The 23,922-nt window shown below is 41.5% G+C and carries 24 protein-coding genes and 1 tRNA gene; 17 read left to right on the top strand and 8 right to left on the bottom strand.

Going from position 1 to position 23,922, the window contains the following annotated elements:
- Positions 1-42 precede the first annotated feature (42 nt).
- From ACYQ28_RS02555 to ACYQ28_RS02615, 13 genes are all read left to right on the top strand, one after another.
- Positions 43-423 (top strand): hypothetical protein, encoded by a 381-nt coding sequence (locus tag ACYQ28_RS02555; RefSeq protein ID WP_460047847.1) that lies wholly within the window; start codon positions 43-45, stop codon positions 421-423.
- A gap of 35 nt (positions 424-458) precedes the next feature.
- Positions 459-1,385 (top strand): hydrogenase expression/formation protein, encoded by a 927-nt coding sequence (locus ACYQ28_RS02560; protein WP_460047848.1) that lies wholly within the window; start codon positions 459-461, stop codon positions 1,383-1,385.
- A gap of 203 nt (positions 1,386-1,588) precedes the next feature.
- On the top strand, positions 1,589-1,855 hold the full coding sequence (locus ACYQ28_RS02565) for a rubredoxin (RefSeq protein WP_460047849.1): 267 nt from the start codon (positions 1,589-1,591) through the stop codon (positions 1,853-1,855).
- An 11-nt stretch (positions 1,856-1,866) separates the two neighbouring features.
- Positions 1,867-2,487: a [NiFe]-hydrogenase assembly chaperone HybE gene (gene hybE, locus ACYQ28_RS02570; RefSeq protein WP_460047850.1), complete on the top strand. Its 621-nt coding sequence runs from the start codon at positions 1,867-1,869 to the stop codon at positions 2,485-2,487.
- Between the two features lie 54 nt (positions 2,488-2,541).
- A complete protein-coding gene (locus tag ACYQ28_RS02575; RefSeq protein ID WP_460047852.1) occupies positions 2,542-3,846 on the top strand; it encodes a hypothetical protein in 1,305 nt (434 codons plus the stop codon).
- Positions 3,839-4,180 carry a hydrogenase maturation nickel metallochaperone HypA gene (gene hypA / locus ACYQ28_RS02580; RefSeq protein WP_460047854.1) on the top strand — a complete coding sequence of 114 codons (342 nt, stop codon included), beginning with the start codon at positions 3,839-3,841 and terminating at the stop codon, positions 4,178-4,180. The genes ACYQ28_RS02575 and hypA overlap by 8 nt, the downstream gene beginning before the upstream one ends.
- A gap of 1 nt (position 4,181) precedes the next feature.
- A complete protein-coding gene (gene hypB, locus ACYQ28_RS02585; RefSeq protein WP_460047855.1) occupies positions 4,182-5,159 on the top strand; it encodes a hydrogenase nickel incorporation protein HypB in 978 nt (325 codons plus the stop codon).
- A gap of 128 nt (positions 5,160-5,287) precedes the next feature.
- The gene (locus ACYQ28_RS02590) at positions 5,288-6,790 is read left to right on the top strand and encodes a sigma-54-dependent transcriptional regulator (protein WP_460047857.1); all 1,503 of its coding nucleotides are present in this window, start codon (positions 5,288-5,290) and stop codon (positions 6,788-6,790) included.
- A 3-nt stretch (positions 6,791-6,793) separates the two neighbouring features.
- A complete protein-coding gene (locus ACYQ28_RS02595) occupies positions 6,794-9,454 on the top strand; it encodes a carbamoyltransferase HypF (protein ID WP_460047858.1) in 2,661 nt (886 codons plus the stop codon).
- A gap of 21 nt (positions 9,455-9,475) precedes the next feature.
- The gene (locus ACYQ28_RS02600; protein WP_460047860.1) at positions 9,476-9,691 is read left to right on the top strand and encodes a HypC/HybG/HupF family hydrogenase formation chaperone; all 216 of its coding nucleotides are present in this window, start codon (positions 9,476-9,478) and stop codon (positions 9,689-9,691) included.
- A 19-nt stretch (positions 9,692-9,710) separates the two neighbouring features.
- Positions 9,711-10,889 carry a hydrogenase formation protein HypD gene (gene hypD / locus ACYQ28_RS02605; protein ID WP_460047861.1) on the top strand — a complete coding sequence of 393 codons (1,179 nt, stop codon included), beginning with the start codon at positions 9,711-9,713 and terminating at the stop codon, positions 10,887-10,889.
- Positions 10,886-11,911 (top strand): hydrogenase expression/formation protein HypE, encoded by a 1,026-nt coding sequence (gene hypE / locus ACYQ28_RS02610; RefSeq protein ID WP_460047863.1) that lies wholly within the window; start codon positions 10,886-10,888, stop codon positions 11,909-11,911. Before hypD ends, hypE begins: the two co-directional genes overlap by 4 nt.
- A 33-nt stretch (positions 11,912-11,944) precedes the next feature.
- The gene (locus tag ACYQ28_RS02615) at positions 11,945-12,376 is read left to right on the top strand and encodes a secondary thiamine-phosphate synthase enzyme YjbQ (RefSeq protein ID WP_460047864.1); all 432 of its coding nucleotides are present in this window, start codon (positions 11,945-11,947) and stop codon (positions 12,374-12,376) included.
- A gap of 7 nt (positions 12,377-12,383) precedes the next feature.
- Here the strand turns inward: ACYQ28_RS02615 and ACYQ28_RS02620 are convergent, their stop codons facing one another.
- The 7 genes from ACYQ28_RS02620 to ACYQ28_RS02650 all read right to left on the bottom strand — a co-directional run bounded on the left by ACYQ28_RS02620 (position 12,384) and on the right by ACYQ28_RS02650 (position 18,092).
- The gene (locus ACYQ28_RS02620) at positions 12,384-12,722 is read right to left on the bottom strand and encodes a TusE/DsrC/DsvC family sulfur relay protein (protein ID WP_460047866.1); all 339 of its coding nucleotides are present in this window, start codon (positions 12,720-12,722) and stop codon (positions 12,384-12,386) included.
- Between the two features lie 23 nt (positions 12,723-12,745).
- Positions 12,746-13,024, bottom strand: coding sequence for a sulfurtransferase complex subunit TusB (gene tusB, locus ACYQ28_RS02625; protein WP_460047868.1), 279 nt, complete (start codon positions 13,022-13,024; stop codon positions 12,746-12,748).
- A gap of 1 nt (position 13,025) precedes the next feature.
- Positions 13,026-13,388, bottom strand: a complete 363-nt coding sequence (gene tusC, locus ACYQ28_RS02630; RefSeq protein WP_460047869.1) for a sulfurtransferase complex subunit TusC — start codon at positions 13,386-13,388, stop codon at positions 13,026-13,028.
- A 3-nt stretch (positions 13,389-13,391) separates the two neighbouring features.
- Positions 13,392-13,778: a sulfurtransferase complex subunit TusD gene (gene tusD, locus ACYQ28_RS02635; RefSeq protein WP_460047871.1), complete on the bottom strand. Its 387-nt coding sequence runs from the start codon at positions 13,776-13,778 to the stop codon at positions 13,392-13,394.
- 129 nt (positions 13,779-13,907) lie between these two features.
- Positions 13,908-14,588, bottom strand: a complete 681-nt coding sequence (locus ACYQ28_RS02640; protein ID WP_460047873.1) for a Bax inhibitor-1/YccA family protein — start codon at positions 14,586-14,588, stop codon at positions 13,908-13,910.
- 478 nt (positions 14,589-15,066) lie between these two features.
- Positions 15,067-15,154: transfer RNA gene (locus ACYQ28_RS02645), tRNA-Ser, on the bottom strand.
- A 202-nt stretch (positions 15,155-15,356) separates the two neighbouring features.
- Complete coding sequence (locus tag ACYQ28_RS02650; protein ID WP_460047875.1) at positions 15,357-18,092, bottom strand: Rne/Rng family ribonuclease; 2,736 nt, start codon at positions 18,090-18,092, stop codon at positions 15,357-15,359.
- A 1,658-nt stretch (positions 18,093-19,750) separates the two neighbouring features.
- Between ACYQ28_RS02650 and ACYQ28_RS02655 the strand changes: the two genes are divergently transcribed.
- The 3 genes from ACYQ28_RS02655 to ACYQ28_RS02665 all read left to right on the top strand — a co-directional run bounded on the left by ACYQ28_RS02655 (position 19,751) and on the right by ACYQ28_RS02665 (position 22,527).
- Positions 19,751-20,722 carry an RluA family pseudouridine synthase gene (locus ACYQ28_RS02655; RefSeq protein WP_460047876.1) on the top strand — a complete coding sequence of 324 codons (972 nt, stop codon included), beginning with the start codon at positions 19,751-19,753 and terminating at the stop codon, positions 20,720-20,722.
- 39 nt (positions 20,723-20,761) lie between these two features.
- The gene (locus tag ACYQ28_RS02660; protein ID WP_460047877.1) at positions 20,762-21,397 is read left to right on the top strand and encodes an HAD-IA family hydrolase; all 636 of its coding nucleotides are present in this window, start codon (positions 20,762-20,764) and stop codon (positions 21,395-21,397) included.
- Positions 21,398-21,555: 158 nt separating this feature from the next.
- Positions 21,556-22,527, top strand: coding sequence for a S49 family peptidase (locus ACYQ28_RS02665; RefSeq protein ID WP_460047879.1), 972 nt, complete (start codon positions 21,556-21,558; stop codon positions 22,525-22,527).
- Positions 22,528-22,628: 101 nt separating this feature from the next.
- On the opposite strand, the gene ACYQ28_RS02670 is transcribed toward ACYQ28_RS02665, so the two are convergent.
- Complete coding sequence (locus ACYQ28_RS02670) at positions 22,629-23,234, bottom strand: Maf family protein (RefSeq protein ID WP_460047880.1); 606 nt, start codon at positions 23,232-23,234, stop codon at positions 22,629-22,631.
- A gap of 100 nt (positions 23,235-23,334) precedes the next feature.
- Between ACYQ28_RS02670 and ACYQ28_RS02675 the strand changes: the two genes are divergently transcribed.
- Positions 23,335-23,874 (top strand): YceD family protein, encoded by a 540-nt coding sequence (locus ACYQ28_RS02675; RefSeq protein WP_460047881.1) that lies wholly within the window; start codon positions 23,335-23,337, stop codon positions 23,872-23,874.
- Positions 23,875-23,922 lie beyond the last annotated feature (48 nt).

Consider the following 23,922-nt stretch of genomic DNA (forward strand, 5'->3'; position numbering starts at 1 on the left):
ACTGTGCATTAAAAGTCGGTAGAGAAACTTCAAGGAAAATAAATGACTCATCCATTAATAGAAAGACTCACCAACGAGTTTTCTTATCCAATGCTTACCACCGACACGTTAGAGGCATTTTTGGCTGCCAATGAATACTCGGTGCTATTTTTCACCGAAGATGCCACCAAGCAAAAAGAAACCCCAGACGTTGCCGTAGTGTTACCCGAGCTAGTTGCAACCTTTCCAATGTTAAAAGCCGCCGTAATTAGCCGTGATAGCGAAAAAGAGCTGCAAGAGCGTTTTAATTTTTTACAGTGGCCTGCCTTGGTATTTTGTAAAGGCACTGGCTTTTTAGGCAGCATCGCCCGTATTCGCGACTGGGACGATTACATGGTTTCGGTACCGGAAATTTTATCCAGAACACCCAAAGTACTTGCGTAAATAAATCAGCCGTGTGAATGAACAGGAGAAAATAAATGAAAGGTGATATTCCACTGGTTGATTTATCCAACCCACAAAGTGAAGCCGAATCCTTAGGTATTAATGTTGGCGGCGGAATTATTGGGCCGGGCTCTAGAGTTGAAGAGCAGGTTTTAAATTATCTAACCATGCCAAAAGAGATGGACTCTTTTGATATGCCAGTACTGCCTGAGCCGGAAGAGATGTCTGATCATCCGGCGGTGCTGGCGGTTTTAGAAAATCTGCAAAAAGCGTTGGATTTAAAGTCGCAACTTAAATTATTGGATGAGTCTTCTTATATTTCTTTAGAAGAATTAAATTCAAAAGAATTATCTCTGTTGTACCAAACTCTTGGTGATGGTGAAGTAGCTGCGATGCTTGCTGCGGATAAAGATCACGAAAAAATTCGCATTCAAGAAACCATTTTAGCGGGTGTTTGGTGGTTGCAAAAAGTTAACGCCAACAACGAAATCGTCAGCCAGTGGTTGGAGGTTGGCGCTATTCCTTCTGATGTACAGATACGTGCAGAAAAAGATCTTGGTGACTTACATTTTAATTCCGACGAATTACCTAAAGATACCTTAAATGCTGGCCCGGTTATTTTTGAATTGCTCGATAAAGCCGGTGAGCATCAACAAAATCCACGTTCGCAGCCACATGTTGTGAACTTGTCGTTATTGCCATTTTCGCCAGAAGATCATTTATTTTTATACGAGCGCTTGGGCCACGGTAAGGTCAGTATTTTATCGCGCGGTTACGGCAACTGCCGTATTACCAGCACGCTAGTGGCAGGTGTGTGGCGAGTACAATATTTTAACTCTACCGATCAACTGATTTTGGATACCTTAGAAGTGATTGGTGTGCCGCAAGTTGCCTGCGCGGCAATCGAAGATATTGAAGATTCCGCAGAACGTTTGCGAGAAATTCACGAAGCATTGATTTAACGCGTAGGCAGCTTTTTGGAGCCTCTGACTAACTCATCCATGATTTAACCAGAGGATAGAAATTGACAATGCGATTTCCAGCGTCTTCACAATTTCAATTACTTACTGTTCTTGAAATTGGCGACACATCCTTGTGTCGCAAGAAACTCTAGGTTAATCAGGGTTTCCTTTTATTAATTAGGGCCACAATTAAAGTAATGGTTATGAATAGCGACTCTGAAAATTTACCACCAGCAGATGACGCCGCAAATCCGAGTAAAGGTTTTGAAGGCAGTTATTTGGGCGATGCCAGCCAGTTAAGTGATGCCACCATTTTGGAATGCAAAATATGTTGGTATCAATACGATCCAGAATTAGGTGACGAAGTTGCTCAGGTTGCTGCCGGAACACCATTTTCAAAATTGCCTGCACATTGGTGCTGTCCTCAATGCGAAGGTGATAAAGATCAATTTATGATTGTTTCTCCCTAATGGTATTAACAATGACAAATTCTTCTGTAACGGTTTTGGATCACGTGTGTGTTTTAGACAATAATATTCGTAATTGCTACGCATCGGTTGCAGAAAGAATATCTGATATGCCGTTATACAACGATCAATTATCGGTTGATGTAGTAGCCTTACAGCAAATTGATAGTCGTCATTTAAAAGCGGAGCTTCAAAGCGTGCCGTTATTTATGGCGGTGTTAATTACACCTTGGTGTATGAATGTCGTTGTTATTCCTGTAGCAGAAAATGTGTCGAATTTTTTACCGGCCGTTGGTAGTACTTGGTTGATAGATATCGCAGGCAGCGAGTTTGAATTTACGGTTGCGCCAGATATTGGCTTTGGCGCTTTTGCAAGTGCCTCGCTAATTTCTATGATGCATCAGTTTGAAACCATGGCTCATGCCCAAGACTTTGCCAAGCAAAGTTTGGAATTGCTGTTAACGCCAGAGGTAAAAAACACCTCCGAGCAAACAAATGACACGGACGCAGTTGTATCCAGTGATAAGGACGGCGCGATCACCACGAATGAGCAGGTGAAGCAAGCAGATACTCGACAATCGGATCAACTGTCTAGACGGCAGTTTTTTAGAAAATTTATTCCGGCTGTTAAATAGATGCGATTATGCATTAATTTAAAGACTGTATTTATAAACCTTAGGATATTTTAATTGGACATTGGTAAGCTAAACGTAAGCGTTTACTTAGAATCAAACCGAGTTACGGATGTTGTAACGTCTTTGTCTCGGCCTGTCGAGAAGCTTACCGCGCAATTAATTAAGCAAAATCCTAAAGAAGCTTGCTCCGTTTTGCCCATGTTATTTTCGATTTGCGGCAATGCGCATAGCGTGGCCGGAATGTACGCGTCAAATCTAGACAATGACGAATTTTCACCAACACAAAAACAGGTATTTAGCGCGCGAATTGGATTGGAGAACCTTCGAGAATACGTTTTAAGGTTGCATCAAATTTGGTTGTTTCCTATTAAACAAACCCATTTGCAGAGTTTTTTAAAAAATATTACCGAATTATTGCTGTTGCTAGAAAAGTCAGAAAAAAAATTGCTGTCTGAAAGTGAAAATTCAACCGGCAATTTACACAATCTTAGTGAAAAAATAATTCTTTCGGCAAAAAAATTAGAGCAGTTGTGGTTGACAAAAATCTTAATGCATCCCGATTTGCACGGGGTCAATGATGACGGTCAAACAGAAGTAAATGGTCAAACAGAAATAAATAGCGAAACGAGCTTGGCATGCAGCTGCAATTTTTTTGTATGGCAAACTAACTTAAAACAAACGCTAGAACAAACCTTTGGCGCAGTAAGCTTTAAACTTGATGAATGCTTAAAAACTCGGTTTTCGTCGTTGGATTATTTAATGTCCACTTTACCAGAAGATGACATATTATCTAAATCGACTTTAGAATCAGGCGCGGTGGTTACCGGCGGCGCAGCTGCTTTATTAAATACACTAGAACCCTTGGGTGCGCAGGTTTTGGTTAATATTGCGGTGGGTTTATTAGAAAAAAGTACTGCAATCGCAAGCGATTTATTCGAGCGGCTCATTAATAACGAAGCCTCAAAATCAACTGAAAACTACGCTTCTCGCGAGTTGGAAAATTTAGTTATTAGCAGAGTTAGCCACCCGCACAACGACGAATCTGATAAAACGTTTGTAACGGCTGTTCGTCAGGCTTGGGTATATACCTCTCGCGGGTGGTTGTTACATCAAATTGAATTTGAAGAAAACAGCAATCCTTTAAATTGGAAAATATGCGCCCCAACAGATTTTAATTTCCCAAACGGTAGCGTTGGTTTATTAAATACCTTGCTAAAAAAGGTATCTTTAAATACAACACAAAACGAGCAAGATATGGATGACGAACGTCGTTATCAGAAAATTAAAGAGGTAGCATCGTGGTTAATTAAAGCCATTGATCCCTGTTTAGATTATGAAGTTCAGGTGATGTATGCATGAAATGTCGGTAGCCGAAGGTGTTATCCAAGTTTTAGAAGAGCAAGCTAAAACGCAGGCATTTACCAAGGTAAAAGCGCTTTGGTTAGAGATTGGCCCGCTGGCAATGATAGAGAGCGAATCCTTACGATTTTGTTTTGATGCCGTATGCAAATCCACTTTAGCCGAAGGTGCACGCTTAGAAATTATCGAAACCCAAGGGCAGGGCTGGTGCCTTGGGTGCAATCAAACCGTAACGATTAAAGAACGATTTGATGCTTGCCCAAATTGCGGCAGCTATCAAATTCAAGTCACCGGTGGTGACGAACTACGAATAAAAGAACTTGAGGTCGAGTAATATGTGTACAGTTTGCGGATGCAGTGAAGGTGAAGTTACCATTGAAAATCCTGTAGAAAATACAGCTCATTCTCACGATCACGACCATCATCACGCGCACAGTCATCATCATGATCACGGATACAATCATGACCATAGTCATAACTACAGCCACGATCATCACCATCATAAGCACGATGCTGAGCACGCATTTTCGCCAAGCGGAACTGCAACGGGTGATCTGCATTATGGTAAAGGGCCTGCGCACGCACATGCACCGGGTTTATCGCAAGCACGTATGGTTCAAATTGAGCAAGATATTTTGGGCAAAAATGATCGCTACGCCCATGTCAATCGTGAGCGTTTTGCTCGACAAAATCTCTTAGCGCTGAATTTAGTTTCAAGCCCAGGTTCTGGTAAAACCACATTATTAACCGAGACCATAAAGCTATTGGATTCAAACAATGTGGCTGTTATTGAAGGTGACCAACAAACCACTAACGACGCTGACAGAATTCGTGAAACCGGTGCCAAAGCTATTCAAGTTAATACCGGGAAAGGCTGTCATTTAGATGCACACATGGTTGGCCATGCTCTGGATCATTTAGGTAATCTTGAAGGCGGTATTTTATTTATTGAAAACGTTGGTAATTTGGTTTGCCCGGCAGCGTTTGATTTAGGCGAAGCGCACAAAGTTGCTATTCTCTCGGTTACAGAAGGCGAAGATAAACCGCTAAAATATCCCGATATGTTTTATGCCTCTGATTTAATGATTTTAAATAAAATTGATTTACTACCATATTTAGATTTTGATGTTGCTGCTTGCATTGAATATGCTCGACGAGTTAATCCAAATATTGAAATTATTGAATGTTCGGCCAAGTCAAAAGAAGGTATGGCAGCGTGGTTGAATTGGCTAGAATCTAAGCGTAGCGCTGCAATTCAGTCTAGAATTGATGCCTTAAAGGCGCAAGTAAACGCTTTAGAGTCGCTGCTTTAAATTAGTATTTCATGGTTATGCTTTTGATAAATTGTTCTTATTCCATTTCGTTCCTCGCAAAAGGTAGATCTAAAGCGGTTAACCTTTTGGCTGCGAGTCAACATATTAATAATTAAAGGTAAATTAAAATGACTCAGCTAGAGCGAATTTCTGCGAATACACTCAATCGCCGACCAACCATATTATGTGTGGACGACGAGCAGCGTTCATTAGAAGCACTTGAGCGAACACTGGACGAAGAGTTTGATGTAATTTGTGCAAGCAGCGCCTACGAAGCGCTCGAAATTTTAGAGCATCAACCTATTTCAGCCGTTGTTTGTGATCAACGTATGCCGGGTATGAGTGGTGTTGAACTTTTAATTCAAGTACGCAAACAATGGCCGCAAACTGCACGTCTTATTTTATCCGGTTATACCGATTCTGAAGATATTATTCGCGGCTTAAACGATGCCGGAATTTATCAATACATTACCAAGCCCTGGCACCCCGACCATTTAATTTTAGCGCTACGTAATTCCTGCCGTTTGGTTGAGTTAGAAAACGAAAATGAATTGTTATCAACCGAAATTCGTTTAACCGCCGAGCAAGCCGAATCTCGCATTAAAGAGAAAAAAGAAAAGCTCAAAAAGAAATTTGCTTTAAGCGAAATTGTACGTAACGAATTTAGCCCGTTAAATAAAGTGTGCGAGCAGGTACAAAGAATAGCACCTTACGATGTTTCTGTTTTAGTTACCGGCCCATCTGGAACCGGTAAAGAATTATTTGCACGAGCACTGCACTACAACAGTCTTCGAGCAGAGCAACCTTTTATTGTTGAAAACTGCGGTGCAATGCCGGATGACTTATTAGCGTCGGAATTATTTGGTCACCGCAAAGGTGCATTCACCGGCGCCATGAATGATCACGCAGGACTGTTTGAACAAGCGAATGGCGGTACCTTATTTTTGGATGAAATTGGCGATATTTCACCAAGTTTTCAGGTTATGTTATTGCGGGTTTTACAAGAAAAAGAAGTTCGCCGAGTAGGAGATGACAAGCGTCGTCCCGTTAATGTTCGCGTAATCGCTGCGACAAACCGTGACCTTGAGTCCGAAGTTGCCGAAGGCCGTTTTCGCGAAGACTTGTATTTTCGTTTAGCTGAAATGACCTTAACCTTACCGCCATTGGCGCAGCGAAAAGTCGATGTTCCTGTGTTGGCCGAGCATTTTTTAATTCAATCTAGCAAGAATTTTTCTAAATCGGCAACACGTTTTAGTGAAGAAGCTTTAGAAGCATTATCGGCTTATCATTGGCCCGGTAACGTACGTGAACTTCAAAACGAAGTTCGTAGAATGTTGGTTTTGGCCGATTCTGACGTGTTAGGGGCAGAATTAATGAGTGCTCGTTTGTTGCGAGTTCTACCTGACAATAACGAACCAGAACCGTTGTTGGAAGCGTTACTTCGTCGTCAACAAGGTTGGAGTGAAGGTTGTACGCTTAAAGACAAAACAGAAATGCTAGAGAAACAACTCTTGCGTGAAACCATGATTCGCCACAAATGGAATAAAAGCCGTGCGGCAGATGAATTGGGTTTATCGCGCGTTGGCCTTAGAGCAAAACTGGATCGTTACGGTCTTGAGCCAAAGGCATAAGTTATGCGCTCTGAACTTGTCACCTCTCAACGTGTAGAAAAATACGCGCGTATTATCGTCTGTGGTCAGGTTCAGGGTGTTGGTTTTCGGCCATTCGTTTATGGTTTGGCACAGCAGTTTAATATTCGTGGACGTGTTTTTAATCGCGGCGCTGATGTTATTATTGAGATTGCTTGCGAAAGTAACGTGCTTTCTAGTTTTATTGATCAGCTTAAAAATAGGGCGCCCAGTCTTTCCAGAATAGATTCGATTTCTATTACTGAAAATCTTGCCGGCAGCGATGCTCTTGCTATAACCGAATTGAAGAGTTTTGAGATAGCGGTTAGCGAGTCTTGTGAGAATTTATCGTTAAATATAGTCGCCGATGCAGCACCGTGTTCTGAGTGTTTAAAAGAATTATTAGATACTAACAACCGCCGGTATTTATATCCGTTTATTAACTGCACTCAGTGTGGGCCACGTTTTACGATCATTAAAAAATTACCCTATGATCGACCTAATACCACGATGGCGAGTTTTCAGTTGTGCGAGCTTTGTCATCAGGAATATGTCGATCCTAATTCTCGACGTTTTCATGCACAACCGAATGCATGTTCACAGTGTGGACCCAAATTAGTAACGATTAAAAAAACAGATGATTTTGAACGTTTTAAAACTCAAGAATCCATTACCCGAGCTTTTAATTCCTCAAATAACGCCGACGATTTATCTCAGCTAAAAACGATTGTGAAAAGTATTTTGGCGGGAGAAGTTCTGGCCGTTAAATCTGTTGGTGGCTTTCATTTAATCTGTGACGCTAATAATCCAAAAGCCATTGAGACTCTGCGTTTACGAAAAAATCGTCCATCTAAACCCTTGGCGATTATGTGTTTGAACTCTGTATCAGCACGTTATTGGGTAGATGTTGACGCTTCGGATGAGCAGTTTTTAGCGGATAAATCTGCACCGATATTGATTTTGCCGTTCAATAATACCGACTGTAAAACGGCATGTTTATTGGCTCCGGGCTTAAATCACTTGGGCATAATGTTGCCGCAATCACCGTTACACTGGTTGTTGTTCGCGACCTATTTGCGTTATTTTCAGGGCTTGGCTGAGGTCGATAAAAATACCGACGATTATTATTCCGTTGAAAAACTTCAAGAAACAGTCTGTTCTTTAAGTTTGGTCATGACCAGCGCAAACTTAAGCGGTGAGCCTTTAATTACGGATAATCTTGAAGCGATTCAAAAATTAGGTGCTATTGCCGATATTTTTGTGTTGCACAATCGCGATATTCATACGCGTTGCGACGATTCGGTATTCGTCAAAAGGGACAATCAATATATTCCCATTCGTCTCGCAAGAGGTTTTTCGCCGCTTAAGCTCGATGTAAAAAACACTCATTTATCTTCAAATAAAACAAAAAATACTCAGACAGTACTTGCTCTTGGCAGTTATCTAAAAAATACGGTAGCTATTAATCGCGGTAACGAAATTTGTGTATCACAACACGTGGGCGATCTTGATCATCCCGATAATTGCAAAGCATTGGTAACGGCCTGCGATCGTTTATTGGACATTATGCAAATTACACCTTCGGTTATTGCTTGTGATTTGCATCCCGAAGGTTTTGGTCGCGCTTACGCCTTAGAATTAGCCGAAAAATATCAAGTGCCTGTTGTCGAGGTGCCGCATCATGTATCCCATGTTCACTCCGTGTTTTCAGAGTTTTCTAAAAGTAATCCGGTGTTGGGTTTTGCTTTGGATGGTTACGGGTTTGGCTGGGACGAAACTTCACGCGGTGGTGAATTATTACTGATTGATGGCAATCATTTTTATCCGCAAGCCGAACTTGAGCGTATTGCACAACCCGGCGGCGACAAGGCTTCTAAGGAACCTTGGCGAATGACGTTAGCATGGTGTTATCAATCTGGTTTAAGTATCGATAAGGCTCATTCGCTGCTTCATAGTTACGATGTTGGTCAGTGCCCGCGACCAAGTGTTAGTGCCGTTGATTTAGTGTGGAAAATGCTTTCGGCTAATATTAATTGTGCACCTACTACCAGTGCCGGGCGTTGGTTTGACGCTGTTGCCGGATTATTAGGTTTGTGTAGCGCCCAATCTTACGAAGGCGAGGCTGCTATGCTGTTAGAAGCCCGAGCTTTGGATTATTTACGCAGGAATTTTTCTGGTAATGCAAATCTATCTTGCGAGAACAATTCATTTAATGAGATTGCTTTAAATGCGATTAAATCGCTAAGAGATAAAAATACTAAGATCAACTCTAGTCACGTAATTTCTTTGAGTGGTGTTCTAAGTAATTATTTAGACGATCTTTTGTCACTTCAAAAATCTAATAATCTTGAAAGTTATCGCGATATCATCGGGAAAATTGCGCTCGATTTTCACATTCAATTATCGACGCGATTGTTTGAATCGATTGAAAATACATTAAGTCGTTTGAGTAAAACCTACTCAAACATAAGTAAGCGAGTTATTTTTAGCGGTGGTTGTGCTCAAAATCAACTGTTGTATTCGGCGTTAAAACAGCAATTAAATACTATTGATGTCGAATTGGTTTTATCGAATCGTATACCTGTAAATGACGCTGGTATTTCGGTAGGGCAGTTACACTATGTTCTATCGTTATCGAGTTCTGAGCAGGTGATGAATAATCAGTAAGTCTATCGTGGGTCAGCGATTATGTGTTTAGCTATTCCAGTACAAATTGAAGCAATTAAAGATGAGTCTACGGCCGTTGCCAGTATCGACGGCATAAAAAAAGAAATTAATGTTTCTTTGGTAGAAGACTTGGCCGTCGGTGATTTTGTGATTATGCATGTTGGTTTTGCTTTAAAAAAGCTGGATAAAGATGAAGCAGAAAAAACCTTAGCTATGTTCGCTGAAATTTCTTCTTGAGATTGGTAGGTCTAAACCCATGAAATATGTTGATGAATTCCGAGATGGCGAGCTTGCAAAAAAATTAGCGCAAGACATAAAAAATGCGGCGAACCCGAATAGACATTATCATTTAATGGAATTTTGCGGAGGTCATACTCACGCAATATTTCGTTACGGCTTACCCGGTTTACTACCGAGCAATGTCGAACTAATTCACGGCCCCGGTTGCCCGGTTTGTGTCTTGCCTATGGCGCGCCTAGACATGGCGATGGCGTTGGCTAAGTCTGAAAATGTTATTTTATGTACCTACGGTGATATGTTGCGCGTGCCCGGAAGCGGCCGTACTAGTTTGCTGAAGATAAAAGCACAAGGTTGTGATGTACGTATGCTGTATTCACCGGCAGATGCGCTATTAATTGCGCAACAAAATCCCGATAAGGAAGTCGTTTTCTTTGCTATTGGTTTTGAAACCACCACGCCGCCAACTGCGGTGGTGATTCAGCAAGCCCAAAAATTAGGTTTAAAGAATTTCTCGGTTTTTTGTAACCATGTATTAACACCCGCTGCAATGCACGCAATTTTAGCAACTCGTGACGCAGAAGAGCCTCTAAAGCTGGATGGCTTTATTGGCCCTGCGCACGTAAGTACGTTGATTGGCTCTAAACCCTACGAGATTTTTCCTAAACAATATGGAACACCTGTTGTTATTGCTGGTTTCGAACCCTTGGATGTATTACAGGCGATTTTAATGCTAATTAAACAGCTTAATGCCGGTAAATCTGAGATTGAAAACGAATTTACGCGTGCGGTAACGGTGGAAGGTAATCAAAAAGCTAAATCGATAACCGATGATGTTTTTGAGCTGCGAGATACTTTTGAGTGGCGTGGCTTAGGTTTTGTTGAAAAAAGTGCGTTAAAAATTTGCGAAAAATACGCAGTGTTCGACGCTGAAAATAAATTCCAGGAAATATTTACTGCTTATACAGAAAGTATGAAATCTGTACCCAAAGATAATAAAGCGTGTGAATGTCCGTCTATTTTGCGTGGCGTTAAAAAGCCCAATGATTGTAAATTGTTTGATAATCCTTGTACGCCGGATAATCCTCTCGGTTCTTGCATGGTTTCTTCTGAAGGCGCCTGTGCCGCGTATTATCAATATGGTCGATTTTTAAATTCATCGGCAAATGTTATTGATGCCGTAGAGGTGAATGGGTGAAACGTTTAGATTTTAAATCCGGCACGGTGGAAATGGTTCACGGTGGTGGTGGTCGAGCCATGGCTCAGTTAATTTCCGAGTTATTTGCAGCGGAATTTTCAAACGATTTTTTAAATCAAGGTAACGACGGCGCAATTTTGCCTTCTGTTAAAGGGCGTTTGGTTATGGCGACCGACAGCCATGTTGTTTCGCCACTATTTTTTCCCGGTGGCGATATAGGTTCGTTAAGTGTTCACGGCACAATCAACGACGTTGCTATGAATGGCGCAAAGCCTCTTTATTTGTCTGCCGGGTTTATATTAGAGGAGGGCTTTCCTCTCGCTGATTTACAGCGCATTGTGCGTTCCATGGCAAACGCCGCAAAAGAAGCTGGCGTTCCTATTGTTACTGGTGATACCAAGGTTGTTGAAAAAGGCAAAGGCGACGGTGTGTTTATTTCGACAACTGGTGTTGGTGTTGTTTTTGATGGCGTCGAGTGCTCTGGCAGCTCTGTTAAGCCCGGCGATAAGATTTTATTGTCCGGCAGTATTGGTGATCACGGAGTTGCCATTTTATCTCAGCGAGAGAGCCTAGGGTTCGAATCTGAAATCGTCAGTGACACTCAAAGCCTTCATGATTTGGTTGGGGTGATGATTGAAGCTGTACCGAATGTTCGCTGTTTACGTGATCCAACTCGCGGCGGTGTTGCCAATACCTTGAATGAAATTGCGCAACAATCTGAGGTTGGGATTTGTCTTTATGAGAAAAACATAGCCATTAAATCACAAGTGGCTGCGGCCTGTGAGTTTTTGGGACTTGATCCATTATATGTTGCTAACGAAGGTAAATTATTAGCCATTTGCCCCCCAGAGCAAGCTGATCTACTGTTAGAGGTAATGAGATCTCATTCTAAAGGACAAGATGCTGCTATTATTGGTGAGGTATTAGCCGATGAGCACCATTTTGTGCAAATGGTTACTCAGTTCGGTGGTCGTAGAATGGTTGACTGGTTGAATGGCGAGCAATTACCACGAATCTGCTAAATAAAAATGTATTTATTAATTCTGGGAAACTAAATGTGGACTCAAAAAGAAGTGACTATTGCTCCTAGGCCTAGGGGTTTTCATTTAGTTACCCGGGAAATACTTAAACAAGTACCAGAAGTTCATTCTTTTAGAATCGGCTTAATGCATGTTTTTATCAAGCACACATCCGCATCACTGACGATCAACGAAAACGCCGATCCAACGGTGCGATCGGATTTCGAAAATTTTTTTAACCATTTAGTTCCTGAAGATCAGGCATACTACGAACATACTTTAGAAGGCAGCGACGATTTGCCTGCTCATTTTAAAAGCAGTATTTTGGGCAATGCGGTGTCGGTTGCAATCACAAATGGGGAGTTAAATTTGGGAACCTGGCAGGGAATTTATTTATGCGAACACCGTAATCTGGGTGGGGTTCGTAATTTGGTTGTAACGATTCACGGAGAAGTTTGGGAAAAATAAATCTTAATTACAAGCAGTTGGTTGGTTTTGGTAAGCCAGCGATACGGCTTGCCCTGCGGGCCGGACTTTCTGGAAACAATTTCAGTAAATAAATGCTGTTGCCTTTGTCATTGCCTAACTGCTTTTTCACTTCTTTTACTAGTATCCGCATCGCGGGAGAAATTTCGTAGGCTTCATAAAAGTCACGTAAGACTTTAAGCACTTCCCAGTGTTCATCCGTCAGTTCTATACCTTCTAATTCTGCGAAAGCTTTGGCAATGTCGTGATTCCACTCATTTACGTTAGCCAAAAAGCCTATTTCGTCGAGAGATATTTTCTGGTCATTAACAATTAAATAATCTGCCATGCTGAGCTGCGTATCCGAGCGTTTTAAAACCAAGTTTTAGACAGTGGGTATTGAGCAACTAATTCTACCATTTGTGCGTAGTTTATCAGTGTTGCACTGGAATTTGAGCCATTTAAACCACGTGCTTGTAGATCCATTTCTATTGCGTGAATTTTTAATGGTAGATTTTTTAAAAGGCCACCTTGTAATGCGTAGACTCCATCGTCCATAAATAATAGCGCGTCTTCAGGCGATATGACCTCTAGGCAGTTTTTTAAATGGTTGGTTGTAAACGGCGAGCGATTGATTATGTGTAAGATCATTTTAAAAACTCAGGATTTGATCTTGTTTGGATAAAAGCGCTTGAATGCTTGCAGTGTTTAACCATTGTGCATCGACGGAAATATCATCAACACTGATTCCTCGTTCTAATGCAGATCTTTCGCAGACAAATAAGTCTTCGATTTCGTAAATTTCAAAGGCGGCCAGATTTTTTTCTACCGATTTTTGAGCAATAAGATTGGCTTGTTGATCTGACTTTAATTGCCAGATGCCTTCGTCCATAAACAGCACTTGGATATTTTGACCATAAGCAGAAGCGGCCAGAATGGCATCCAGTATTTCGCGCCCGGGAAATAATCCATAAGAGGAGTGACGAATAACAAAGAGGAGATTTTTAGGTTGCATGATTTAGCCGAAGGTTACTAATCGATCCGATTTTACAGATGCGTCCAGCAGTTGGCCAAGACCGACAATCTCAAAACCTTCCGCTAAATTGAAAGCGTTTAGGTTGTGTCTTGCTGCTTCAGCTTTGTCTACCACGCCTCGACGAATTCCTGCGGCGACACAAACGCACAGATCGCTGGATTTCTCGGCGTTTAGCTCTTTCCAAAGTTTTGCCATATTCAACTCATCCGTGGGCGGAGTCATTAACTGGTTTGCGTTGTAAACGCCATCTAAGTAAAAAAAGACGCGATACAACTGATGCTCGCTGTTCTGGATTGATTTTGCAAACTGCCAAGCACTGTAGGAAATGGTTGAGGAAGGTGAGCTATAAACGGCCAGAGAAAAAATCATGTGAATTTGTACTGAATTAATATGCAATCGATGACAAAGTCTATAGTGTTTTGAGTTTGATGTAATGTTGAGATCGCAAAAAAAATGCCCCAAAGTTGGGGCATTTTTTATTATCTAGCTTCGTTTTACTTAGTCGTCGTTTAACGCGCCGAGTAAGTGAAGTAGAGATGTAAATAGGTTGTAGATGTCTAGGTACAAGGCAACGGTTGCCATGATGTAGTTAGTCTCACCGCCGTGAATGATGCGGCTGGTATCGAACAAAATGAAACCTGACATCAATAGTACCACCATTCCGCTGATTGCAAGGCTAGCCATTGATACGTCAACACCGAACAAGCTTGCTACCAATACACCTAAGCTACCAACGATGGCGACAATCAAGCCAATCATCAAGAAGCCGCCCATAAAGCTGAAGTCTTTACGAGTAGTTAAAACGTAGGCAGATAAACCAAAGAATACAATCGCGGTTCCGCCTAAGGCTTGCATGATGATTGAGCCACCATTAGACAGAGCAAGATAACCGTTTAGGGTTGGTCCGAGACCTAAACCTAATAAACCGGTAAACGCAAACACTGTCCAAATACCTGCGCTAGAATTTGCTGTGCGCGGTAGTACAAACCAAACTAATGCAATTGCGCCCAAAGAGCAGATTAAGCCAATACCGCGACCAAAGCCTAAAGCCATGGAAATACCTGCGGTTACTGCGCTGAAAAGAAGAGTCATAGCCAGCAACGTATAGGTATTGCGCAATACCTTGCTGACCTGTTCTGCTTGCAAAACAGCAGATTGAGTTGCTGATATATCTCGCATTGAGTTTCTCCAATTAATCCAAGTAATTTTGTTGGTTAATAATAAGGGTGCTCTAGTCAAAATCAAGTACTTTGCACACCCAAAAACGTTCGTTATAAATTTATTGAAGTAGAAAGTGAGGTGCTGTCGTACTTAAGTTTATAAGATTCATACGTTAAATTAAAGTTTCGTTTGAATACTATAATATATATTTGGTGCATTTGAAGATCAATGCTAAATGAAAGTATTTTGAATTCTTCTTGTCGGATAATTGGAGTTATGAACTTGCTGTGAGTTCATTACAAGCTATTAGATTCATAAATTCTAATGCATCAAAAATGATTTCATTCAAAACGAAATATAAGGACTTGTTGTTTAAAAGCTTATTGTTTGAAAAGACTAATTTGAACTTAGATTATTCGAGAGTTTTCTTAAAAGATTTGAAAGCCTATTAGAAGTTTAACGAAGTGATAAAAACTTTTAAAAGAGAAGGGGAAAATGGCGGTGGGGTAGGGATTCGAACCCTAGGACCTGTTACAGTCAACGGTTTTCAAGACCGCCGCTTTCGACCACTCAGCCACCCCACCGGAAGAGGCGCCATTATACATAGCGTATCTACTAACGCAATAGCCTAAGCCTTTATTTTTTATAGAAATTGTAATCTTGTAAATTATTTATCCAAGTTGCTGAAATAGTGAATTCTGTGGTGAATTTTTGACACGCTCGGAGTATAAAAAAGGCCTCCGATCGTGAGATGGGAGGCCTTATAAAGGTTCTACCTAAGACAAATTACGCTTCTCTTTGTCTTCTAGGATCATTAAGTGGTCTTGCAAGTGCCCGCGGATTACTGATGATCTGCGCAGGCTGAGCAGTATCTAGTGGTTGAGATAATTGCACTTCGCAGGTTAATGACTGAATACTGTCTGTACTTACCACTCTTGGATTAACTCTAGGGTCGTTACTGGCACGAGTGTATTCACGTACTTTTTCGTCGGCTTTCTTGTCAGTAGCTTCTAATGTATCTGTAGCCATTTCTTCAGAAGGTATTTCTGTAGAGATAGCATCAGTAGTTACCGCAGAGACTTCGTCTGGAGCGTCAACAACTTTTTCTGCGCTAGCACTGTCTTCTGCGCTAGCACTGTCCTGTTCAGAGGCCATCACTTCTTCTGGTTCAGTGATTTGTGTTTCCGCGGTCTCCGCTTTTGCAGAAGGTTCTGGGTTGTTCGCTTCTTCAACTACTGCTTCTGACTCTTGAGCCTCTATCTTCTCAATCTCTGCTGTTGTTTCGGTGACTTCAGGCTCTTTCGCTTCTGGAGCACTGCCAACTTCAACCTGACTATCAGCTTTGGTTGTTGGCTTATCGATCTCTGATCGAGGAGCTTCAGCCGCAGGAGTCGTTTCGCTTGGAACCTGTTTCATCATCACTTCTTGAGAATCAATCGCGTTGGAAACCTGTTGATTCAAAGACTCTTCAGTCGCGTTGTTGCTACTTTCTATCGCTGTTTGAACTTGATCATCGCCAATATTTTGCTCACGGCGGCCGCGGCGTCTTTGTTGAGGGCGTGGACGCTTGTTGGCAGGGCGCTTATTGGGACGATCATCTTGTACTGTATCGTTACTTCGATTCTTTGTTTCTTCCGCTATTGATGTTTGGCGATTGGAAGAAACTTCTTCGTTATTACGATCCGCTTTTTTCGGGCGTCGAGTACTGTCAGTGCGGGTATCGCTTGGAGTTTTGTTGTCGTCGCGATTACGATTATTTCTTCGCGGACGTGACTGACCATCTTCGCGGCGACGGCGATTATGTTTGCCCACTGACTTTTTGTGAGTCTCAGGTTTCTCGTCTTCACTAAAGAACTGTTTGATGAGTTTTAATAGTTTGCTAATCAGGCCGGGTTCTTTCGTTGGTGCTGGCGCCGGAGTTTGAGGAGCAACACGCTCGACGGCGGCTTTTTGAACCTCCGGAGTTACCTCGCGCAGAATAGACTGCGATTCTGATGGCTGCTCTTCATGAGTGACGGTAATTTTGTAGCTCGTTTCGAGAGTGCCTTCGTCATTTTCTCTTAATCGTTGAACTTCAAAATGCGGAGTAAACATTTCTTCATTTGGCACAATCACTATGCGAGTGTTATGGCGCTTTTCGATATCAGAAATGGATTTACGCTTTTCGTTTAATAGGTAGGTACCGACGCTTACCGGAGTGATAGCTCTAATTTCGGCGCTAAAGTCTTTCTGTGCTTCTTCTTCGATCAAGCGAAGGATAGACAATGACAATGGCTTGGTACTTAGAATGGTTCCTTGACCGCTGCAACGCGGACATACTTTAGATGTTGTTTCACCTAATGACGGACGCAAACGCTGGCGAGACATCTCTAGAAGACCAAAGCGCGAGATTCGTGAGGTTTGTACACGTGCACGATCCATCGATAGAGCATCGCGAAGTCGGTTTTCTACTTCACGCTGGTTTTTCGACGATTGCATGTCGATAAAGTCAATTACTTGAAGGCCGCCAATGTCCCTTAATCGCAATTGGCGAGCAATTTCATCAGCTGCTTCTAAGTTGGTTTGAAGAGCGGTTTCTTCAATATCGCCGCCTTTAGTCGCGCGCGCCGAGTTGATGTCGATAGAAACTAGAGCTTCGGTAACGTCAATTACAATTGATCCACCAGAAGGTAGTTTAACTTCACGTTGGAAGGCAGTTTGGATTTGGCTCTCGATTTGGAAGCGGCTGAATAACGCGGTACGCTCATTATAGAGCTTAATCTTGTTTCGATAATTGGGCATGATTTGATCAACAAATCCGCAGGCCTTTTCGAAAGCTTCTTCGTTATCAATGATAACTTCTTTGATGTCAGGGCGTAGGTAGTCACGAATCGCACGAATAACTACATCGCTTTCTCTAAACAGAAGAGGGGATTGAGCGGTTTCAAAAGCTTCTTTAATTTTGGTCCAAAGGTGTACTAGAGCATCTAGATCCCACTGTAACTCTTCGGCGTTGCGGCCAACACCAGCGGTACGCACGATAATGCCCATACCCTGAGGTAAATCGATACCGCTTAAAGCTTCTTTTAATTCACTGCGATCATCGCCGTCTATGCGTCTTGATATGCCGCCAGCACGCGGGTTGTTTGGCATTAAAACCAAATAACGGCCTGCAAGACTGACGAAGGTTGTAAGTGCAGCACCTTTATTACCGCGCTCTTCTTTATCAACCTGAACAATTAACTCCATGCCTTCTTTAACTACGTCTTTGATACGTAGACGACCTTCAATATCTTTAGGTTGTTTTATGAAGTATTCGCGAGAAATTTCTTTAAGAGGTAGGAAACCATGGCGCTCTGCGCCATAGTCAACGAACGCAGCTTCTAAGCTTGGTTCGATGCGGGTAATTTTGCCTTTGTAGATATTGGCTTTCTTTTGTTCGCGGGTGCGATTTTCGATATCTAAATCGTAAAGCCATTGACCGTCAACAAGTGCAACACGCAGCTCTTCGGGCTGAGTGGCATTGATTAACATTCTTTTCATAATTCACCTAGCTAATTCAAGTTACTAGGCGTGGCGCGTATCAAAAAAGCTCGATACAAGATTTATAAAGGTTCAAGACTGTAAGAGTTGCCGTTGTTTCGCTTGGGTTACCAAGCATTTCCGCCATTATGTACTTGTGCAAAAAAGACGAATTCGGTGACTCATAGTTCAGGTTTTCAAAAGCTCTGCTAATGCAGCCTAAACATAAATATCATAAGTTTTTGTTTTCGAAGAGATTATCTCGGGTTGAAAAGAGACTTTAACAAGTTGGAATTCGGTACATGTTTAATTTTAAGCGTCATATGGCTTGTTCTACTTGTTGCGTTGTGTGCTTTCCGTCCACAAATTTTTAATTTGAGGTGAGCTTGCAGTTTAGTAGTTACACAATGATTTTTAGCTGATGTATAAGGGTATAAATTATGTGCAGTTGCATTTTTGCTTAATATTTAATCAGTAATGCAAGGGCGATGGTAAATAAATTCTCATTTTAATCAGAGTCCTGAAAATTTTTAACAGCCTGTCTGTTAAATCTTTAGCACAAACCTTGCGGTTTTGGGACTAATTGACGCTGGTAATTGAAGCGCTAAATTTTGTTAATGTTGAGAATATATGTAAGCCATCTTTGACCCGAAGGCCGTCAATATCTACTTTGTTAGCAACTGCGCTCCCAAAACTACTAGTTTTGGAGCTAATTAAAAAAACTACCTAATCACTGTGTTCATTAATTCAGCGTAATTCTATCGAAATATCACTGAATTACTTTGTTATTGCCACGCCTATTTATTAAATAATTGTTCTAGTCTTTTCGTACTTCTTAATCTGTTCTAAATATGATTTCTATGTCAGTGCCGTGTTTACATTTTGATGAAAACATTACCTAAGAGTTTAGTTTTAATAGGCTTTGCAAATGAATGCTACCCAGACAAAACTCTTACAATCCTGAGTTTCCTCAATTAAATCATGTTGCCACGCTCAAAAATGTTGCTCACCAATTAAACTATTAACAGTTTTTAATATTAGCTGTGCAACACATTAATAATAGTCCAGCGATAATTGACCACTGGGTTTTTTCTGTACGATTTTTTACGGTTTAAATCCTTGTAATCAACGTTAGCTTTTGGCATTAATTCGCTGATTTTTATGGGTTTTTTCCTTTTTATAAAGAGCTACCAGAAATTAGTCTTAAATGGTACTGAGTATAGCAGTCCATTTTGTTGAATCTCTGGAGTGGGGTTAGATTAGTTTGCGCACGCAATCACTTTGGTAAGGTAGATAACTGTTACTTTTTTGATTCAAAAAAGCGCACAGAGAAATAGTTTCACTAAAGATCAGAAGCATTCAAAATTTTGTGCATTTGAAGAGCTTGCTGTCGTTTAGAGTCTCTGTCAGCTATATTGCTTTGCAAAGTTGAAGGACTTGGCGTTTGATGTAACCTAAATTGCCCAGAACTCTTTGAAAAACCCACAAATTAATTTATCAAGCATTCTCTCTGTTGGCAACTTAACATTTAAGTTATTCGATTATAAAGTCCAAAAAAATCCACTATTGTGGCCAAACATTGAGCTGTTCATGTTGTGCAGCTGCGCTACGTTTGGGGGTTTCTGGTCAATCCATTACACTTCGTAAAATCTAACGCCCAATAACGGAGTCTACTCGCGTTGCAAACTCAGTATGAAAAAGTCCAGCTGATTACCATCGATGATGGAAATAATGGTCAACGAATTGATAATTTCTTAATCTCCAAACTGAAAGGTGTTCCCAAGTCGCGTTTGTACAGAATTCTTAGGAAAGGTGAGGTAAGAGTTAATAAATCGCGAGTTAAACCAGAGTATAAGCTCGAATTAGGCGATGTTGTCCGCGTTCCTCCTATCAGAGTGGCGGCCGAGAAACCAAAGACGGCGATCAGTCAGGCTTTGTTTCAGTATCTTGAACAGGCAGTACTGTATGAAGATGCTTACTTTTTGGTTATCAATAAACCAGCCGGTATAGCAGTGCATGGTGATGACGCCGGATCACCTGGATTAATTGAAGCGTTGCGGGAGGTACGAAAAGATTGTCGCTTCTTAGAGTTGGTTCATCGTATCGATAAAGAGACTTCCGGTTGCCTAATGGTTGCTAAAAAGCGAAGTGCTCTTAAGTTTTTGCAAGAACATCTAAAAACAAAAACCGAATTTAAGAAAAGTTATCTTGCTTTGACCATGGGTGTCTGGAAAGAAAAATCCGTATTTTGTGATGCGCCTCTGGAGCGCGTCGGAAACAAATCGAACGGACAGTTTGTGCGAATTTCTGAAGAAGGTAAAAGTTCTCAAACCAATATTCAGGTCTTACAGCAATTTGTTTTATCTGGAGTTGGGCAGTTTTCGCTCATTGAGGCTGTTCCAATTACTGGCAGAACTCATCAGATTCGTGTTCATGCCCAGTATCTGGGACACGCGTTGGTAGGCGATGATAAGTATGGTAATGATGAAATTAACGCCTGTTTTCGTAAATTAGGTCTTAAAAGGCTGTTTTTGCATGCCCAAAAACTGGAAATACCCAACCCTGACCCTTCTTCAGAAAGTCGTAAATTCATATCAGTTGAAGCGCCTATTCCCGAAGATTTGCGCAAAACACTCGATCTAATAAGCTGATCGGATTTCTCTCTACTTGATGAATTTAGTGCTTCTTCTATGTTGTTTGTATTTGATTGGGATGGGACTCTGTGTGATTCCCTCGACAAGATTGTTCGTTGTGTCCACCTTGCGGCCCACCAAGTGGGCGAATCTTTGTGCAGTGATGAAGATGTAAAATCCATCATTGGTTTGTCGTTAACCAATGCAATTTCTACCCTGTATCCAAGTGCTGATGACGATTTAGTTGAGCGCATGGCGGCGGCGTATTCGGCGGCGTTTTTAACTGATGATTCGCCACTTACGTTATATTGTGGTGCTGAAGAAACCCTTTCTACTTTGGTAGATCGAGGGCACACACTTGCGATCGCAACCGGAAAAAGTCGCAAAGGTCTTGATCGTGCGCTTTCCGAGAGTGGTATTGAGCATTTTTTCAGCGCTTCTCGATGTGCTGATGAAACCGAATCAAAGCCACACCCTAAAATGCTTTTTGAATTGTTGGATGAACTTCGATTCACACCAAAAGATGCTGTTATGGTCGGAGACACCTCTTTTGATATGGAAATGGCGCAATCGGCCAATATGCATCGCATTGCTGTGTCTTATGGTTCTCATTGCGTGCAAAATTTGCACAGATTCGATTTGAGTTACGTCGCAGACTCGTTGCCTGATTTGTTATATTGGCAATACTCCTAAAACTACACGCAATTCAGCGGGTTGAGCTTGGTAAATAGCACGCTGACCCAATTATTTCAAAATCGCAACCAATCACCTGTTTTGAGTGTCTATCGGGTTCAGCTCAACTTACCACGTATAAATTCACGCATTAACTCGGTCTTTATTTAGGAGATACAGTGTCAGATCATCCTTCGAATAACATGAGCTCAAAAGAATGGCAGATCATCGAAAAGATTTTGCTGGAGACTCATAAAGAGCAGAAACGTACACGTCGCTGGGGTATTTTTTTTAAAGTACTCGTATTTGTTTATATTTTTGCAGTGCTTTTTCTATTGCGTGCTGGTGGCCAATTTTCGGGTGCCATTGAGGGGCAGTCGGAGCATGTTGGTTTGGTGAGTGTAAATGGCGTAATTGCTGCTGACTCAGACGCCAATGCCAACACGGTTGTTACCGGGCTAAGAAAGGCCTTTGAATCTGATAAGTCAAAGGCAATTATTTTGGCGATCAACAGTCCGGGAGGTAGTCCGGTTCAGGCGGGTTATATAAATGATGAAATATACCGATTAAAAGGTCTTTATCCTGATAAGAAAGTTTACGCCGTGATTTCTGATCTCGGTGCTTCAGGTGCATATTACATCGCCGCAGCCGCCGATGAGATCTATGCCGATAAAGCGAGTTTGGTCGGTTCCATTGGTGTAGTTGCTTCAGGTTTTGGTTTTGTCGATCTAATGGAAAAATTAGGTGTTGAGCGGCGCCAATACACAGCCGGTGAACATAAGGCTTTTTTAGATCCTTTCTCACCAGAGAATGAATCAGAGGTTAACTTTTGGACCAGCGTGTTAAAGGATACACACGATCAGTTTATTTCTGTGGTTAAAAAAGGCCGCGGTGACAAAATTGATACTAATAACCCAGATTTGTTTTCCGGTTTAATTTGGAATGGTGAGCAAGCTAAAGATCTAGGGCTGGTGGATGGTTTAGGTAGCGCTGGAGCCGTGGCTCGAGATGTTGTTGGTGTTGAGAATATTGTTGATTACAGTGTCCAGAAAAACCCATTGGAACAGTTTGTCGAGAAATTTGGCATTTCTGTGGGAGAGGGCATTTCTTCTAAAGTATCTAGTGAATCGCACTTTCAATTGAACTACTAATCTTGACATGCGCTACAGAGTCATCGTTTGAATGGCTTTGTAGCATGTTCACTTGTTACTGTGATTTTTTAAGGTGTGTAGGGGGTTGTTAGGTGTTGTACCTAGATTACCTCGATTCCGTATTGGCTCAACAGCTTGCATAGGGCGATCAAAGGCAAGCCTACTAGTGTGTTTGGGTCGGCAATTTCGATGGATTCGAAAAGGGCTATTCCTAATCCTTCCGACTTAAAGCTCCCACAGCAATCGAATGGCTGTTCTTTGGTTAGATAATTCTCTATCTGTGAATCGGAAAGGTTTTTAAAATTGACCGTGCAGACTTCGAGAATAGAATGTGTTTGCTGGTTCTCGGTTGAAAAAATCGACACGGCAGTTTCAAATTTGACAGATTTTCCGCTGGATGCCTTGAGTTGTTGAAAGGCAATATCAAAGCTTCCCGGTTTTCGCAAAATTGTTCCATCAATGTGTGCAACTTGATCAGATCCTATAATAAGTGCAGGTCTCTGATCTCCCGACAGCAGTAAATTTACCGAGGTGGCTTTCTCGGCGCTCAAGCGCAAAGCTCGTGAGCTTGGTGCTTCCAGTTCGATAAGACGTTCATCGATGTTCGATGCTGCTTGGATAAAATCTAATCCGAGTTTTGCCAAGATTTCAGCTCGATATTTTGAGGTAGAGGCAAGAACGAGTGTAGGTTTTGATTGGACTTTCACGGGGAATAGGTCTTTATATGTTCTTTAAATATGGATTTGTGCCTAAAAAGCAAGAATTTCTTTTGACAGTCAACAGCAGTATACATAGAATTGCGCGCCTATGAATGAGCGCACCATCCGAAATTCAATACCACGCTTTATTGATGCTAGAAAGCTGGCTCAAAAAGATGCTCTTATTGAAGGTAATGTTATTATCAACAGCCTAGATCGCTTATCTGAGCTGGCACATAATCAGTCAGATGTTATTACAGTAACATTTGCTTTTGATATTGATGATCACGGTTATATTGTGATTCAGGGTGAGATCAAGTCAGAAATTGCTCTGACTTGTCAACGTTGTTTAGAGCCAATGATATTTCCGATAGATACATCGGTAAATATTGCGGTAGTTCGCGATCAAGAAGCCGCTAAACAATTACCGAAATCACTAGATCCTTGGATTGTTGAAAGTGAAAGTGCTGATCTATATGAACTGATTGAAGAAGAAATTCTTCTTGAGGTACCAATAGCGCCTTTTCATGAACATCAGTGCATTCCAGAAAATTTGTTTTCTTCTGGTGAAAAACCGAAAGAAATCCCAAAAACTAATCCATTTAGCGTTTTGGAGCAATTAAAGGGCTCGTCGAGTAAGTCAGACTAATGTCTGTTTTAAAGGCGCCCCAGCTTCAATCGAAAATTTTAGGAGCTT

The organism is Sessilibacter sp. MAH1, assembly GCF_054658315.1.